Raw genomic sequence first — 13,468 nt, forward strand, 5'->3', positions numbered from 1 at the left:
CCGCTTACGCGGAGCAAACACGACAGTGGCCCACGTCACCGTCGGTGCCACGGCACTGTCGGTGGCGTACGGCATGATGCGGAGCGTGACAGAGCAGACGCGACGACTCATGCTTCTCGACAGCGCCTCGCTGTATTTCCGCGCCTATTTCGGTGTCCCGGAATCCGTGAAGGCTCCGGACGGCACACCGGTCAACGCCGTGCGCGGGCTGCTGGAATTCATCGACCGCCTCGTCAAGGACCACCGTCCCGACGCCCTGGTGGCGTGCATGGACGCGGACTGGCGCCCGCAGTGGAGGGTCGACCTCATCCCGTCCTACAAGGCCCACCGGGTGGCCGAGGAGCACGAGGGAGGTCCGGACGAGGAGGAGGTCCCGGACACGCTGTCGCCGCAGGTCCCGGTCATCGAGGCCGTCCTGGACGCGCTCGGCATCGCCCGCGTGGGCGTCGAGGGGTACGAGGCGGACGACGTGATCGGCACGTTCACCGGCCGCGCCACCGGCCCGGTCGACATCGTCACCGGCGACCGCGACCTGTACCAACTCGTGGACGACAAGAGGGGCGTTCGCGTCCTGTATCCCCTGAAGGGCGTCGGCACGCTCCAGCTCACGGACGAGGCGTGGCTGCGCGAGAAGTACGGGGTGGACGGCGCCGGGTATGCGGATCTGGCGCTGCTGCGCGGCGACCCGAGCGACGGTCTGCCGGGCGTGCCGGGCATCGGCGAGAAGACGGCCGCCAAGTTGCTCGCCGAGTTCGGCGACCTCGCCGGGATCATGGCCGCCGTCGACGACCCGACGTCCCGGCTGACGCCGTCGCAGCGCAAGCGCCTCGACGAGTCGCGGCCGTACGTCGCGGTGGCGCCCAAGGTGGTCCGGGTCGCGGGCGACGTGCCCCTGCCGGAGGTGGACACGACGCTGCCCCGCGCGCCGCGGGATCCGGCCGCCCTGGACGCGCTGGCCACGCGCTGGGGTCTGGGCGGCTCGCTCCAGCGACTGCTCTCCACCCTGCACGCATAGCCGAACTCTTCCGGTACAAGTGCTACCGCCGCACGCATAGGTGACGCAGAGAGGAGAATGCTAACTTAGGTAAACCTAAGCATGTGATCCAGGAGGCCGTCATGGCAGAACGCCCCGCACGCAAGCCCCGGAAGCCTCACTCCGCGCAGGTGGTGCGGACGGAGCGGCTGACCCCGCACATGCAGCGCGTCGTGCTGGGGGGCGACGGTCTGGCCGACTTCACCGCGGGTTCCTGCACCGATCACTATGTGAAGCTGCTGTTCGGCCCCGAGGGCGTCACGTATCCCGAACCGTTCGACATGGAGCGCGTCCGGGCGGAGTTCCCGCGCGAGCAGTGGCCCGTGACCCGGACGTACACGGTGCGGGCGTGGGATCCCGAACACCGCGAGCTGGCCCTGGACTTCGTGGTGCACGGCGACGAGGGGCTGGCGGGTCCCTGGGCGCTGCGTGCCCGGCCCGGCGAGGTCGTCCGGTTCATGGGTCCCGGCGGCGCCTACGCTCCCGACGCGGAAGCCGACTGGCATCTTCTGGCCGGTGACGAGAGCGCGCTGCCCGCGATCGCGACCGCCCTGGAGGCGCTGCCCGACGGCGCCGTGGCCCACGCCTTCGTCGAGGTCGCGGGACCGGAGGAGGAACAGAAGATCGACTCCGACGTGGAGGTCGTCTGGCTGCACCGAAAAAACCGGCCGATCGGCGAGGCGCTGGTGGAGGCGGTTCGCGCGCTGGAGTTCCCGGCAGGCCGCATGCAGGCGTTCGTGCACGGCGAGGCGGGCTTCGTGAAGGAGCTGCGCCGTTTGCTGCGCGTCGAGCGGGAGGTCCCGCGCGAGGACCTGTCGATCTCCGGCTACTGGCGCCTCGGCCACAACGAGGACGGCTGGCAGGCGTCGAAGCGCGAGTGGAACGCGCAGGTGGAGGCGGAGCAGGAGGCGTCCGCGTGACCCGCGCGGGGCGGCCACGCACACGTGACCGCCCCGGTGAGTACCGGCGGGCGCCGGCAGGACCGTTTCGGCCTCCGCCCGGCCGGCCCGGTGAACTCTGCTGCACCGCCCGCCGCCGCATACCCCCCGGCCCGTCCTACACCGACCGCTGGTACGAGCGGAACGTGCGGATCGACAGCCACACCGACACCACCGCCAGCGCGAGCAGACCGGCTCCCCTGCCGGACACGTCGCCCCAGTCGGGGTGTTCGGACGTCGCCGAGCGGCCCGCGACCATCGCCCAGTCGAGCGGGTTGAAGTCGGCGATGTGCCGCATCCAGCCGGGCATCTGGGACGGCGCCATGAAGGCGCTGGACAGGAACGTCAGCGGCAGCAGCAGGAAGGTGTTGATGCCGATGATCGACTCCCGCTCCCGGACCAGCATGCCCAGCGCGTTGGACAGTGCCCCGAAGACCGTGCCGAGCAGCACCGAGGCGACGACGAGGACCGCGACGCCACCGAGGCCACCCGGGTAGTCGGCGCCGCCGAGCAGTCCGAGCAACACGATGACGACCGACTGGAGGGCGGTCACCACGCCGTTGTTGACGACATTGCCGTTCATCAGGGCCGCCCGGCTCACGGGCGTCGTGAGGAAACGGTCGAGGGTGCCGCGCTGGATCTCGTCGAGCGTGGTCATGCCCGCCCACATGTTGGAGCCGAGCGCGCTCATCACGACGACCCCGGGCACGAGGTAGTCGAGGTACGAGGTGGTGCCGAAGCCGCCCAGTTCGACGACCTTCTTGAAGAGGCTGCCGAACAGGAACAGCCAGACCACCGGCTGGATCAGGGTGATCAGCAGGTACGCGGGCTGCCGTACGAACACCATGAGCTGACGCTGGGTCATGTACCACGTCTGGGAGACGGCGGTGCTCATCGCACACCTCCGGCGACGGCGAGGTCCTGGGCGGACCCGGCGTCCACCTCGGAGTAGCGGCGGCCCGCGTAGCGCAGGTAGACGTCGTCGAGCGAGGGCCGGGCGACGGTGGCGGAGGCGACACCGGCCCCGGCACGCTCCAGGGCGCCCAGCAGGGCCGGCACCGCGCCGGCCCCGTCGTCGGCGCGGACACTGACACGCCGGCCGTCGAACAGCGCCTCGTGCACGCCCGGCAGCGCGGTGAGGGCGCCGCTCAGCAGCGTACGGCCGGCTTCACCGACGGCTTCCCGCAGCTCCACGTGGACGGCGTCACCGCGCAGTTCGCCCTTCAACCCGTCGGGGGTGCCCTCGACGACGACCCGGCCGCGGTCGACGATCGCGATGCGTTCGGCGAGCCGGTCGGCCTCTTCGAGGTGGTGCGTGGTGAGCAGGACGGTCAGTCCCTCGTCACCGGCGAGCCGGGCGATCTCGTCCCACATCGCGGTGCGCGCCTGCGGGTCGAGGCCGGTGGTCGGCTCGTCGAGGAAGAGCACCTCGGGGCGGTGGACGAGCCCCAGGGCCACGTCCAGACGGCGGCGCATGCCTCCCGAGTAGGTCTTGACCTGGCGGTTCGCCGCGTCGGCGAGGGTGAAGCGGTCGAGCAGTTCGTCCACACGACGGCTCAGCGCCGCCCCCTTGAGGCCGTACAGCCTGCCCTGGAGCCGAAGGTTCTCCCGGCCGGTGGCCACCGGGTCGGCGCCGGAGTACTGGGCGACCACGCCGATCGCACGGCGCACCCGGTCCGGGTGGCGCCGCACGTCGTGGCCCGCGACGGTGGCGGAACCCGAGTCGGGGCGGGCCAGGGTGGTGAGGATCTTGACCGTGGTGGACTTGCCGGCGCCGTTGGGGCCGAGGAGCCCGAGCACGGTGCCGGCCGCGACGGTGACGTCCATGCCGCTGAGCGCGGTGACGTCGCCGGGGTAGGTCTTGGTCAGTCGGCGCGCCTCGATGGCGGGCGCGCGGGTGGTACTCATGTCGACGGCTCTCCTGAGTGAGCGGTGTTCTCGGGCAGGGCCGAGCCGATCCGCGTGAAGAGCGCCGGGCTATCCTGGGTGTGCCGCACCTCGATGGCCCGGTCTGCCCCACGGCGGAGCCGGTTCGGGGTTCGAGACCCTGGCGGGGCTGCTGCAACAGCTCTGCCGGGGTCTGTCTTCTCGGTTACTTTCCTTCGAGGCCGCCGCCCTCCGGATCCTGGAACTCGGGCGGAGCCTCACCCGTTTCGAGGAAGGTCCGCCATTCCTTGACGCCGGGGAACGTGCCGTTCTTGATCTCGGTGAGAAAGCCCCGGACCCAGACGGCCTGCGCCTCGATCATGTGCAGTTGGTACTCGGACTCGACGAGGAAAAGCCGGGGCAGCGTCTCGGACAGCTTCGCCACGCCGCCGCGCAGGCTCGCGGCCTGCACCTCCAGCATGGTGAGCCGCTCCGCGAGCAGCCGCGCCACCTCGTCGGGGTGCAACACGCACATCAGGGAGAGCGCGGCCTCGAAGATCGGATACTCCCGCGCCGGGACGGCGAGCAGGTCCGACAGCCACTCCGTGGCCTCTTCGCGTCCGGCGTCCGTGATGCCGTACAGCGTGCGCTCGGGGCGGTTGCCCTCCCGCTGCACCTCGGCGACCTCGACGAACCCGTGCTTCTCCAGGTTCTGGACGACGGTGTAGAGCGAGCCGTAGTTGATCTTCAGGCTGGCGTCCTTGCCGCGTCGGCGCAGGGTCTGGGCGATCTCGTACGGATGCATCGGCCGCTCGGTGAGCAGCACCATGACCGCGAGAGCCAGCGGGTTGCCGAGCTTCCGGCGCTTGACCGCCACGGCATCCACCCCCTTCGCCGGCGTGATCGCCACCGAGCAGTGGCAACTCGTCACCGAATATCCGTGGCCGAACATATCGCGACCGGCGAGAGTCGTCAATACACACGATGTATCGCGTTCTACGGCTCCCCGCAAGGGCGTGAGGAGTTAGGTGCGCCCCGGACACGGACGCGTGACGCCGGCGAAACAGCCCCTCCCTAATTTCTGTCGCTCGACAGGAATCCTCGCGCCGCTGTGCGAAAGCAGGTTGCCGCCATGACGAGCACCGCCCCCGCCGACGTCCGCCCCGACCCGCCGCGGCCCGACGGGGCCACGGGCCTCGCCGAGTTCGGCTACCCCCAGGAGCTGCACCGCAGCCTCGGCCGATACGCCTCGTTCGCCGCCGGCTTCTCCTTCATCTCGGTCCTCACGACCGTCTTCCAGTTCTTCGCCTTCGGGTACGCGTTCGGCGGCCCGGTCTTCTTCTGGACGTGGCCGGCCGTGCTCGTGGGCCAGTTGGCGGTCGCCGCCTGCTTCGCGGAACTGGCCGCGCGCTACCCCCTCTCGGGCGCGATCTACCAGTGGTCGTCCCGGCTGTCGAACCTGTCCTTCGGCTGGTTCGCCGGCTGGATCATGGTGATCGGGCAGATCGTGGTGGTGGCCGCGGCGGCACTCGCGCTCCAGATGGTGCTGCCCGCGATCTGGCCGGGCTTCCAACTGGTGGGCGACGACCCGGCACCCACCAGCGCCGACGGCGCCGCCAACGCGGCCGTCCTCGGCGTGATCCTGCTGACCCTCACCACCCTGGTCAACATCGCCGACAACCGCGTGATGTCGGCCGTCAACCGGATCGGGGTGACCGCCGAGATCATCGGCGCGGTCCTGATCATCGTGCTGCTGTTCACCCACTCCGAGCGCTCCCCCGGCATCACGTTCCGCACCGGCGAGGGCGGCACCGGCCTCTTCGGCGCCCTGATGGTGGGCTCGTTCATGGCCGCGTACGTGATGATCGGCTTCGACAGCGCGGGCGAGATGAGCGAGGAGACCCACAACCCCCGCCGTACCGCGCCCCGTACGATCCTCACCGCACTCGGCGCGGCCGGCCTGCTCGGCGGTCTCATCGTCCTCGGCGGGCTGCTGGCCGCGCCCAGTCTCACCGACGGCCGCCTCGGCGTGGACGGTCTGAGCTACGTGCTGACCAGCAGCCTCGGCGACGGGGTCGGGCGCGCGCTGCTCGCCGACGTGGCGGTGGCCGTCGCGGTGGCCACCCTGGCCATCCAGACGGCCGCCTGCCGCATGCTCTTCTCCATGGCGCGCGACGGACAGCTGCCCTTCTCCGGCCGGCTCTCCAGGGTCGCCCCGCGCACCGGCATGCCCGGCGCGCCCGCCGTCGTCGTCGGTGTCCTCGCGGCCGCGCTGCTGCTGCTGAACTTCGCCTCCCCGGACGCGTTCCTGGCGATCGGCACCACCTGCATCGTGATGCTGTACCTGGCGTACGCGATGGTGACCGGGCCGCTGCTGGTGCGCCGACTGCGCGGCGGGTTCGGCGCGGGCGGCACCGACGAGACCGGCGCCCCGCTCTTCTCCCTCGGCCGCTGGGGGGTCCCCGTGAACGTCCTCGCCCTGCTCTACGGCCTCTTCATGACCGTCAACCTCGCCTGGCCGCGGGCCGCCGTGTACGACCCGGCGGGCGGACACTGGTACTTCCGGTGGTTCACCCTGCTGTTCCTCGGAGTCACAGGGCTCGCGGGTGCGGTGTACCGCGCGTACCGGGTGCGGACGACGGTCACCGAGGCTCCTGATGTCGTACCGGCCTCGTACGCTTGACCAGGTGAGACGCAAGCCCCGGATTCCGCCCTCCCCCCTCCCGCAGCGCAACGGGGTCGACCCCGTGCGGGTCAGGCTGCCGTGGGACGGGGGCTGGGCCACCGTCCGGGACCATCTGGTCGAGCGGCTCGCGGCGGGGACCGGCGTGATCGACGCGATGATCGGCGCGGGGCTGATCGTCGGGGAGGACGGACGGCCCGTGGCGGCCGACGCCGCGTATGCGCCGGGGATGTTCGTGTGGTTCCACCGGGAGCTGCCCGACGAGGAGCCGGTGCCCTTCGCGCTCGACGTGGTGTATCGCGACGAGCACATCGTGGTGGCGGACAAGCCGCACTTCCTGGCCACCACCCCGCGCGGCAGTCATGTGGCTCAGACCGCGCTCGCCCGGCTGCGGCGCGAGCTGCAGCTGCCCGCGCTCGGTGCCGCGCACCGACTGGACCGGCTCACGGCCGGGCTCGTGCTGTTCACCGTGCGCCCCGGGGAACGCGGCGCGTACCAGACGCTGTTCCGCGACAAGCTGGTCCGCAAGGAGTACGAGGCCGTGGCGCCGTACTCCCCCGGTCTCGCGCTGCCGCGGACGGTCCGCAGCCGGATCGTGAAGGAACGCGGGGTGCTGGCCGCCCGTGAGGTGCCCGGCGAGCCGAACGCCGTCAGCGGGGTCGAACTGCTTGTACGACGCGGCCCGCTGGGGCGCTACCGGCTGACGCCCAGCACGGGGCAGACCCATCAGCTCCGTGTGCACATGAACGCGCTGGGCGTGCCGATCCTCGGCGACCCGCTCTACCCGGTGGTGACCGGCCCCGTGCCGGCCGGCGACTTCCGCCGCCCGCTCCAACTGCTGGCGCGGACACTGGAGTTCACCGACCCGGTCACGGGGCACGAGCACCGGTTCACCAGTGCGCGGGAGCTGGAGGCCTGGACGTCGTACGAGGCGTGGGCCGGGGCGGAGGGGGCCGCTTCGCACCCTTCCTGGCCCTGATCCCGAGCCGGTCCCCCCGGCCGGCGGAGCCGCCCACCACCGCCCGCGCCGGGCCTGGCGCGGGCGACGGCCGGCCACCACCGTCCGGTGCCCTTCTGTCAGTAGCCCCGCCACCAGCGCAGGAAGCGCTGCCAGGCGCCTGGGCGGGCGGCGGGTTCGGGCGTCGGCGGTGCCTGCGGGGCCACCGGCTGCGGCGCGGGCCTCGGCTGCGACGCCTCGGTCGTGACCTGCCAGTTCGGCCGCTGGCGGGGCAGCGCGTTGACGGAGGGGCGCTGCATGACGTCCTGCGGCGGCCGCGGTGCGAACGTCACCGGCAGCTCGACGAGATGACGCGACGACATCGACGCCCGCCAGCGCAACTCGTCCTCCTTGCAGTCCAGTTCGGTGTCCGGCAGCCGCAGCAGCAGCGCGTCGACCCCGACGTCGGCGATGGCACGGCCGATGTCCTGTCCCGGGCACTCGTGGGGACCGCCGCCGAAGGCGAGGTGGGAGCGGTTGCCCTGCATGTTGGCGGTGAGGTCGGGGCGGACCCGCGGGTCGACGTTGCCCGGGGCGATGCCGAAGAGCAGTCCGTCGCCCTTGCGGATGCGCCGGCCGCCCAGCTCCGTCTCCTGCTTGGCGAAGTAGCCGAGGACCGCGCTGAACGGCGGCTCGTCCCACAGGGACTGCTCGACCGCCTCCGGTACCGTCATCTGCCCGCCGTTGAGCTGGGCGCGGAAGCGCGGGTCGGTGAGGACCATGCGCAGCACGTTGGCGATGAGGTTGGCGGTCGCCTCGTAGGCGGCGAGCAGAACGAGGCGCAGGTGCTGGGCGACCTCGTCGTCGGTGAGCCCCGCCGGGTGGTTGATGAGGTGGCTGGTGAAGTCCTCCTCGGGGTTGGCGCGGCGCCGCAGGGTGTGCTGCGTCAGCACGCTCATGACGTACTCGTTGCTGGCGATCGCGGTCTCGGTGCCCTTGAGGAGGTCACGGGCGGCGTGCACCATGCGGTCGTTGTAGTCCTCGGGCATGCCGAGGATCTCGCACAGCACGGACATCGGCAGGTGCTCGGCGAACTGCCCGACCAGGTCGGCCTTCCCGAGCTCGCAGAACTCGTTGACCAGGCGCTGCGTCGCCCGGTTGATGTAGCGCCGCAGACTGCGGAAGTCGATGGTCGACATGGCGCCGGTGACGGCTCCACGCAGCCGCAGGTGCTCGTCACCCTCGGCGTGGGAGCAGATGGGCTGCCAGGCGATGTGCGGCGCGAGCGGATGGTCGGCGCCCGCGGTACCGTCCTGGACGGCGGTCCACAGCCTGCTGTCGCGCGCGTAGTGCTGGGGCGTGCTCACCATGTGCAGGTTCTCGCCGTGGCCGAGCACCACCCAGATCGGTACGTCGTTGTGGAGCAGCACGGGGGCCACCGCGCCGTGTTCCGCGCGGAGTTTCTCGTAGAGGGCTCCCAGGTCCTCCGCTTCGGGTCCGTACAGGCGGTGCAGCCCGCCGGGGCCGTGGGCGGGGCAGCCGGGCGGCGGTCCGGGCGTGGGGTCGTCCGTACCGGTCGGGGAGTGGGATTCAGACGTCACGGTGATCGCTCCGAAACTGAGGGGGATCCGGGTCTTGAGGGGGGTGGCCGAAGGGGTGGGCGGCGCCGTCGTTGACGTCGCGTCAGACGCGTGCCGAGGTCACCGACAGGGAGTGCAGGAAGCGCATCAGCGTCATCAGGGTGTCCCGGCTGGAGGCCCTGCGGCGCGCGTCGCACTTCACGATCGGGATCTCCTCGGGCAGGTCGAGCGCCGTCCGCAGGTCCTCGATCGGGTAGCCGGGGGCGTCGGGGAAGTCGTTTATCGCCACGACGAACGGCACGCCGCGCTCCTCCAGGCGGCCGATCACGTCGAAGCTGACCTCCAGACGGCGGGTGTCGATGAGCACCACGGCGCCGAGGGCTCCTTCGAAGAGGCCGTTCCACAGGAACCAGAACCGCTCCTGTCCGGGCGTGCCGAACAGGTAGAGCACCAGCTGGTCCGTGATGGAGATGCGGCCGAAGTCCATGGCGACGGTGGTGGCCGTCTTGCTCTCGGAGCCGTAGTTGTCGTCGACGCCGATGCCGGCCTGCGTCATGGTCTCCTCGGTGGTCAGCGGTCTGATCTCGCTGACGGAACCCACCATGGTCGTCTTGCCGACCCCGAAGCCGCCCACGATCACGATCTTCACCGCGGCCTGTGCCGTGTGCGGCAGATGGTCCTCGGCGCGAGGGCCCGTGATGGTGTCAGAGCTTTTGAAGTCCATGCATCACCGCTTCGAGGAGGGAACGGTCGGGCAGCGCCGAGCGGACGATCGGGGCGCGCGCGTGTACCAGTTCGGCCGCCAGCATCTCGGTGAGCAGGACGGTCACCACGCTGAACGGCAGGTTGAGATAGGCCGAGAGCTCGGCCACGGACAGAGGGGCCTGGCAGAGGCGCAGCAGCGCGGACTGCTCCGGCTGGGCGACGGGGGGCGACGCGTCGGCGCGCGCCACGACCAGGGTGACCAGGTCGAGTTCGGCCCGGTCACCGCCCTCACCGCCGCCCGTGAGCACGTACAGGCGCTCCGGGTTCTTCGACTTTCCCTCGCCCTCCTCGTCCGCGCCCTCCGCGCCTTCCTGGACATGGAGGGACTGCGGTGTCGGGGGATCCGGGGCTTCTTCCTTGGGATGGCGCCGTCGGCGCTGCGGAGGAGTCATACGGTCTGCCCGTTGCGCCGCGGCGGGCTGGTGAGATGGGCGCCGATCCGGACGACGAGGTCACGCATGCGGTTGCTCATCAGTCCGGGCTCCGCGGTCTGGTTGGCGAGGACCGCCAGGTAGGCGTTGGGTCCGGCGGACATCAGGTAGAAGTAGCCCCCGTTGATCTCGATGATGACCATGCGCATCCGGCCGTCGCTGTTGGGGATCTCGCCCGCGACGGCTCCGGCCAGGCTCTGCAGGCCCGCGCAGGCCGCGGCCACGCGGTCCGCGGCGTCCGGTTCGCCGCCGTAGCGGGCGATGCGCAGTCCGTCGGCCGAGAGCACCACGATCTGCCGGATGCCCGGTACGCCGTCGGCGAGCTCCTTGAGCATCCAGTCGAAGTTGGCTCGCTGCTGGATCACTTGAGGTCCCCCTCGTCGTCGGCCTCGGCAGGGGCCGCCTGGTTGTTCATCGTGAATGCGGTCGGGTCCGGGTCACCCTTGAGGCCGTTCATGAACGCTTCGACCCACAGGCCGGGTTCGGGCTCCTTCTCCTGCGGTTCGGGCTCGTGCACCCAGGCGGGAGCCGCCGCCGCGGCGGCCTCGGCGGCCTCGGCCTCGGCCCGGGCCTCGGCGATCCGCTGGCTGAGCGGGACCTTGACGCGGCTGCGGCGCTGCGGCAGCCCGTTGGGGGTCCACTCGGTGACCACGGGCACGTCGTCGTCGTGGGATCCGCCGTTCGAGGAGGGGATGCGCGGTCCGGTGGTCGGCTTGCGCTTCTTCGGCTTGCGCGCCGGTCCCTCCACACCGCCGGTGTCGAGGCCCGCGGTGGAGTTCACCCCGATGCCGTGGGCGAGACCGGGGGCGAAGTCGTTGGTGAGCATGTCGCGCGGGGCGACGAGGACGGCGCGGACGCCGCCGTACGCGGACTGCCGCAGCGAGACCTGCATGTTGTACATCTGGGCGAGTCGTCCGACGACCGCCATGCCGAGCCGGGGGGCCTGGCCCATCACGTTCGGGTCGACGCCGGCCGCGGCCAGCCGGAGCAGTTCCTCGATCTTGCCGCGGGCCTCGTCGCTGAGGCTGACGCCGCCGTCCTCGATCTCGACGGCGATGCCGGTCTGCACCTCGATGGCGGTGACATGCACCTTGGTGTGCGGGGGCGAGTAGCGCGTGGCGTTGTCGAGCAGCTCGGCGAGCGCGTGGATGATCGGTTCGACGTGTTCGCCCTTGACGGCGATGTCGACGATGTTGTGCAGCTCGATGCGGCGGTATTCGAGGATCCGGGACATCGCGCCGCGCAGCACGCTGAACAGCGGTACGGCGTTGGGCCACTGGCGGCTGGGACGGCCGCCGCCGAGCACGGCGATGGAGTCGGCGAGGCGGCCGATCAGCGCGGTGCCGTGGTCGATGCGCAGCAGGTCGTCGAAGACCTCGGGGTTGCGCCCGTGGTCCTCCTCCATCTCGCGCAGTTCGTTGTTCTGCTGGTGGACGATGGCCTGGACGCGCCGGGCGATGTTGACGAAGGAGCGCTGCGCGGCGTCGCGCATCGACTCCTCGACGTCGATGGCCTTGAGCACCTTCTTCAGGAGCGCGCGCTGCGAGGCGGGGATGTCGGCGTACTCCGGGTTGTCACGGTCCAGGGTGCGGACCACCTCCGCGGGTGAGTCACCGCCGTGCAACCGGTCGAGCGCGGTCGGCAGGACGTCCTCGGAGAGGCGCACGATCTCCTGGTCGTGGGCGGCGATGCGCTGTTCCAGGGAGGCGGAGCGCTGCGCGAACTCGGCGCGCAGGTCACGGGCGACGCGGCCGCGGCGTACGGCCTCGGCGCCGATCGCGATGACCAGCAGTGTGGCGATGCCGCCGCACACACCGACGGCTGGTCGCGCCGACTCCGTCACCAAGGCGACGGCGGCGCCGGTCACCGCGGCCATCAGTATGGCCGGCAGCAACAGGACGCGCGCGTAGGGAAGTTCACGGCCACCGGGAGGCGATTGAACACTCACCATGTATGCCCTCTGAGACAGGTCGACTGGGGGTGGGGAGGTTTGTGGGGGAAATGCACGGATCAAACTGAATCTTCGGAAATTTTGGGAACAAGCGCCCGAATACACCTCAACTCGGTGCGCTGCGGGCGAGCTTAGTCCGACCGGATCATCGCTGTGTCATATTCAGCAAGCACCTGAATTCGCCCTCGCGACAGGAGTACCCTCGGCCCCATTTGCACGCTGTGGCTTCGTTCGCACACGGTGTGTAACGGGGTACGGGCATGCGGAATCCACACCTCGGCCAGGTGAAATCGCCGCCGGAGGCGGAACTCCGGAGAGGATCCGGAAGGTGCGGAAGGTACGGAAGGAAGACAGCGGCGGGCCTGCTCAGGCTCCGGCCGACACCTGGGCGACGGCACACGGCACAGACCCCGCCCGACACCCGGGCGACGGCACAGGCACCGCTCAGACTCCGGCGACCCCGGGCCCGACCTCGGCGACACGCACCGCTCAGGCTCCGGCCGGCACCCCGGCGATGCGCAGCGCCGCGTCCGCGGTCGCCTCCGCGAAGGCCGACACCGGCCGGTCCGGATCGGAGCGGTGGACGAGGATGACCCCCTCGATCAGGCCGAACAGCAGATCCGTCCGCAGATCGAGCTCGGCCTTCGCGAGCACTCCCCCGGCCGCCGTCGCGGCGATCAACTGCCGGTAGGCGTCCTTGAGTTCGGCCCGCACCGCATGGAAGCCGGCGAACCGCTCGGCCCGCACCTCGGGCAGCAGGTAGAGGCCGCCCAGGTTGTACGGGCCGCCGCACAGGAGCGCCACGTCGGTGCGGCAGAGCTCCCACAGCCGTCCCCCGGCGGGCGCGGCGTCGTCCGCGAGGAGTTGCCGGGCGAGGGTCAGCGAGGGCGTGACCGTGGACTCCAGGAGCTCGGCGAGCAGCTCCTCCTTGCCCGACACGTAGTGGTACATGGACGCCTGGCGCATACCGGCGCGCTCGGCCACGGCCCGGGTGGTCGTGGCCGCGTATCCGCGCGTGGTGAACAACTCGGCCGCGGCAGCGAGCAGTTCGTCGCGCGGCGACAGCCCGCTGTCCGGCCGCTGCGCGGCGCGCGGCCTGCCGACCCGCCGCCCTCCCGGTGCGCCTGCTGTTCCCATGCGTTCGATCCTCGCACAGGGCGCCGCCCGGCGATCTCCGGCCGATCCCGGTGAGGGATCGGTAACCGGGCGGCAACAGCCGGGCAATGCCCGCGACCTCGCCCGCGCCTAATTTCTGTCGCGCGACAGAAATGACAACCGGAGCCG

Annotated in this window: 13 protein-coding genes; 4 read left to right on the plus strand and 9 right to left on the minus strand. The window is 71.1% G+C overall.

Annotation, left to right across the window (positions count from 1 at the left end; genetic code table 11):
- Nucleotides 1-76: 76 nt before the first annotated feature.
- Together H305_RS0117980 and H305_RS0117985 are read left to right on the plus strand one after the other, a co-directional pair.
- Entirely contained in the window at nt 77-1,015 is a 939-nt protein-coding gene (locus H305_RS0117980; protein WP_037764496.1) for a 5'-3' exonuclease, read from the plus strand.
- A gap of 101 nt (nt 1,016-1,116) precedes the next feature.
- Nucleotides 1,117-1,953: a siderophore-interacting protein gene (locus H305_RS0117985; RefSeq protein WP_028801587.1), complete on the plus strand. Its 837-nt coding sequence runs from the start codon at nt 1,117-1,119 to the stop codon at nt 1,951-1,953.
- Nucleotides 1,954-2,089: 136 nt separating this feature from the next.
- Here the strand turns inward: H305_RS0117985 and H305_RS0117990 are convergent, their stop codons facing one another.
- The 3 genes from H305_RS0117990 to H305_RS0118000 all read right to left on the minus strand — a co-directional run bounded on the left by H305_RS0117990 (nt 2,090) and on the right by H305_RS0118000 (nt 4,714).
- Nucleotides 2,090-2,866, minus strand: coding sequence for an ABC transporter permease (locus H305_RS0117990; protein WP_028801588.1), 777 nt, complete (start codon nt 2,864-2,866; stop codon nt 2,090-2,092).
- Nucleotides 2,863-3,879, minus strand: coding sequence for a daunorubicin resistance protein DrrA family ABC transporter ATP-binding protein (locus tag H305_RS0117995; protein WP_028801589.1), 1,017 nt, complete (start codon nt 3,877-3,879; stop codon nt 2,863-2,865). The genes H305_RS0117990 and H305_RS0117995 overlap by 4 nt, the downstream gene beginning before the upstream one ends.
- Nucleotides 3,880-4,063: 184 nt before the next feature.
- On the minus strand, nt 4,064-4,714 hold the full coding sequence (locus H305_RS0118000) for a PadR family transcriptional regulator (RefSeq protein WP_028801590.1): 651 nt from the start codon (nt 4,712-4,714) through the stop codon (nt 4,064-4,066).
- Nucleotides 4,715-4,969: 255 nt separating this feature from the next.
- Between H305_RS0118000 and H305_RS46360 the strand changes: the two genes are divergently transcribed.
- Both H305_RS46360 and H305_RS46365 read left to right on the plus strand, forming a co-directional pair.
- Nucleotides 4,970-6,520, plus strand: a complete 1,551-nt coding sequence (locus H305_RS46360; RefSeq protein ID WP_037764445.1) for an amino acid permease — start codon at nt 4,970-4,972, stop codon at nt 6,518-6,520.
- The gene (locus H305_RS46365; RefSeq protein ID WP_199791423.1) at nt 6,495-7,499 is read left to right on the plus strand and encodes an RluA family pseudouridine synthase; all 1,005 of its coding nucleotides are present in this window, start codon (nt 6,495-6,497) and stop codon (nt 7,497-7,499) included. The genes H305_RS46360 and H305_RS46365 overlap by 26 nt, the downstream gene beginning before the upstream one ends.
- Before the next feature lie 98 nt (nt 7,500-7,597).
- Here the strand turns inward: H305_RS46365 and H305_RS0118015 are convergent, their stop codons facing one another.
- The 6 genes from H305_RS0118015 to H305_RS0118040 form a co-directional block, all read right to left on the minus strand.
- On the minus strand, nt 7,598-9,058 hold the full coding sequence (locus H305_RS0118015; RefSeq protein ID WP_028801591.1) for a cytochrome P450: 1,461 nt from the start codon (nt 9,056-9,058) through the stop codon (nt 7,598-7,600).
- Nucleotides 9,059-9,140: 82 nt separating this feature from the next.
- Nucleotides 9,141-9,761: a GTP-binding protein gene (locus H305_RS0118020; RefSeq protein ID WP_028801592.1), complete on the minus strand. Its 621-nt coding sequence runs from the start codon at nt 9,759-9,761 to the stop codon at nt 9,141-9,143.
- Nucleotides 9,742-10,194: a DUF742 domain-containing protein gene (locus tag H305_RS0118025; protein ID WP_028801593.1), complete on the minus strand. Its 453-nt coding sequence runs from the start codon at nt 10,192-10,194 to the stop codon at nt 9,742-9,744. The genes H305_RS0118020 and H305_RS0118025 overlap by 20 nt, the downstream gene beginning before the upstream one ends.
- The gene (locus H305_RS0118030) at nt 10,191-10,598 is read right to left on the minus strand and encodes a roadblock/LC7 domain-containing protein (protein WP_028801594.1); all 408 of its coding nucleotides are present in this window, start codon (nt 10,596-10,598) and stop codon (nt 10,191-10,193) included. Before H305_RS0118030 ends, H305_RS0118025 begins: the two co-directional genes overlap by 4 nt.
- Nucleotides 10,595-12,184: an ATP-binding protein gene (locus tag H305_RS0118035; RefSeq protein WP_028801595.1), complete on the minus strand. Its 1,590-nt coding sequence runs from the start codon at nt 12,182-12,184 to the stop codon at nt 10,595-10,597. The genes H305_RS0118030 and H305_RS0118035 overlap by 4 nt, the downstream gene beginning before the upstream one ends.
- Before the next feature lie 489 nt (nt 12,185-12,673).
- Complete coding sequence (locus H305_RS0118040; RefSeq protein ID WP_028801596.1) at nt 12,674-13,321, minus strand: TetR/AcrR family transcriptional regulator; 648 nt, start codon at nt 13,319-13,321, stop codon at nt 12,674-12,676.
- Nucleotides 13,322-13,468: the final 147 nt, after the last annotated feature.

The organism is Streptomyces sp. 142MFCol3.1 (assembly GCF_000424945.1).
Lineage (GTDB): Bacteria > Actinomycetota > Actinomycetes > Streptomycetales > Streptomycetaceae > Streptomyces > Streptomyces siamensis.

Coding starts and splice junctions, on each gene's coding strand:
- H305_RS0117980 (WP_037764496.1), top strand. CDS start 77: ATGCGGAGCGTGACAGAGCAGACGCGACGACTCATGCTTCTCGACAGC.
- H305_RS0117985 (WP_028801587.1), top strand. CDS start 1,117: ATGGCAGAACGCCCCGCACGCAAGCCCCGGAAGCCTCACTCCGCGCAG.
- H305_RS0117990 (WP_028801588.1), bottom strand. CDS start 2,866: ATGAGCACCGCCGTCTCCCAGACGTGGTACATGACCCAGCGTCAGCTC.
- H305_RS0117995 (WP_028801589.1), bottom strand. CDS start 3,879: ATGAGTACCACCCGCGCGCCCGCCATCGAGGCGCGCCGACTGACCAAG.
- H305_RS46360 (WP_037764445.1), top strand. CDS start 4,970: ATGACGAGCACCGCCCCCGCCGACGTCCGCCCCGACCCGCCGCGGCCC.
- H305_RS46365 (WP_199791423.1), top strand. CDS start 6,495: ATGTCGTACCGGCCTCGTACGCTTGACCAGGTGAGACGCAAGCCCCGG.
- H305_RS0118020 (WP_028801592.1), bottom strand. CDS start 9,761: ATGGACTTCAAAAGCTCTGACACCATCACGGGCCCTCGCGCCGAGGAC.
- H305_RS0118025 (WP_028801593.1), bottom strand. CDS start 10,194: ATGACTCCTCCGCAGCGCCGACGGCGCCATCCCAAGGAAGAAGCCCCG.
- H305_RS0118035 (WP_028801595.1), bottom strand. CDS start 12,184: ATGGTGAGTGTTCAATCGCCTCCCGGTGGCCGTGAACTTCCCTACGCG.
- H305_RS0118040 (WP_028801596.1), bottom strand. CDS start 13,321: ATGGGAACAGCAGGCGCACCGGGAGGGCGGCGGGTCGGCAGGCCGCGC.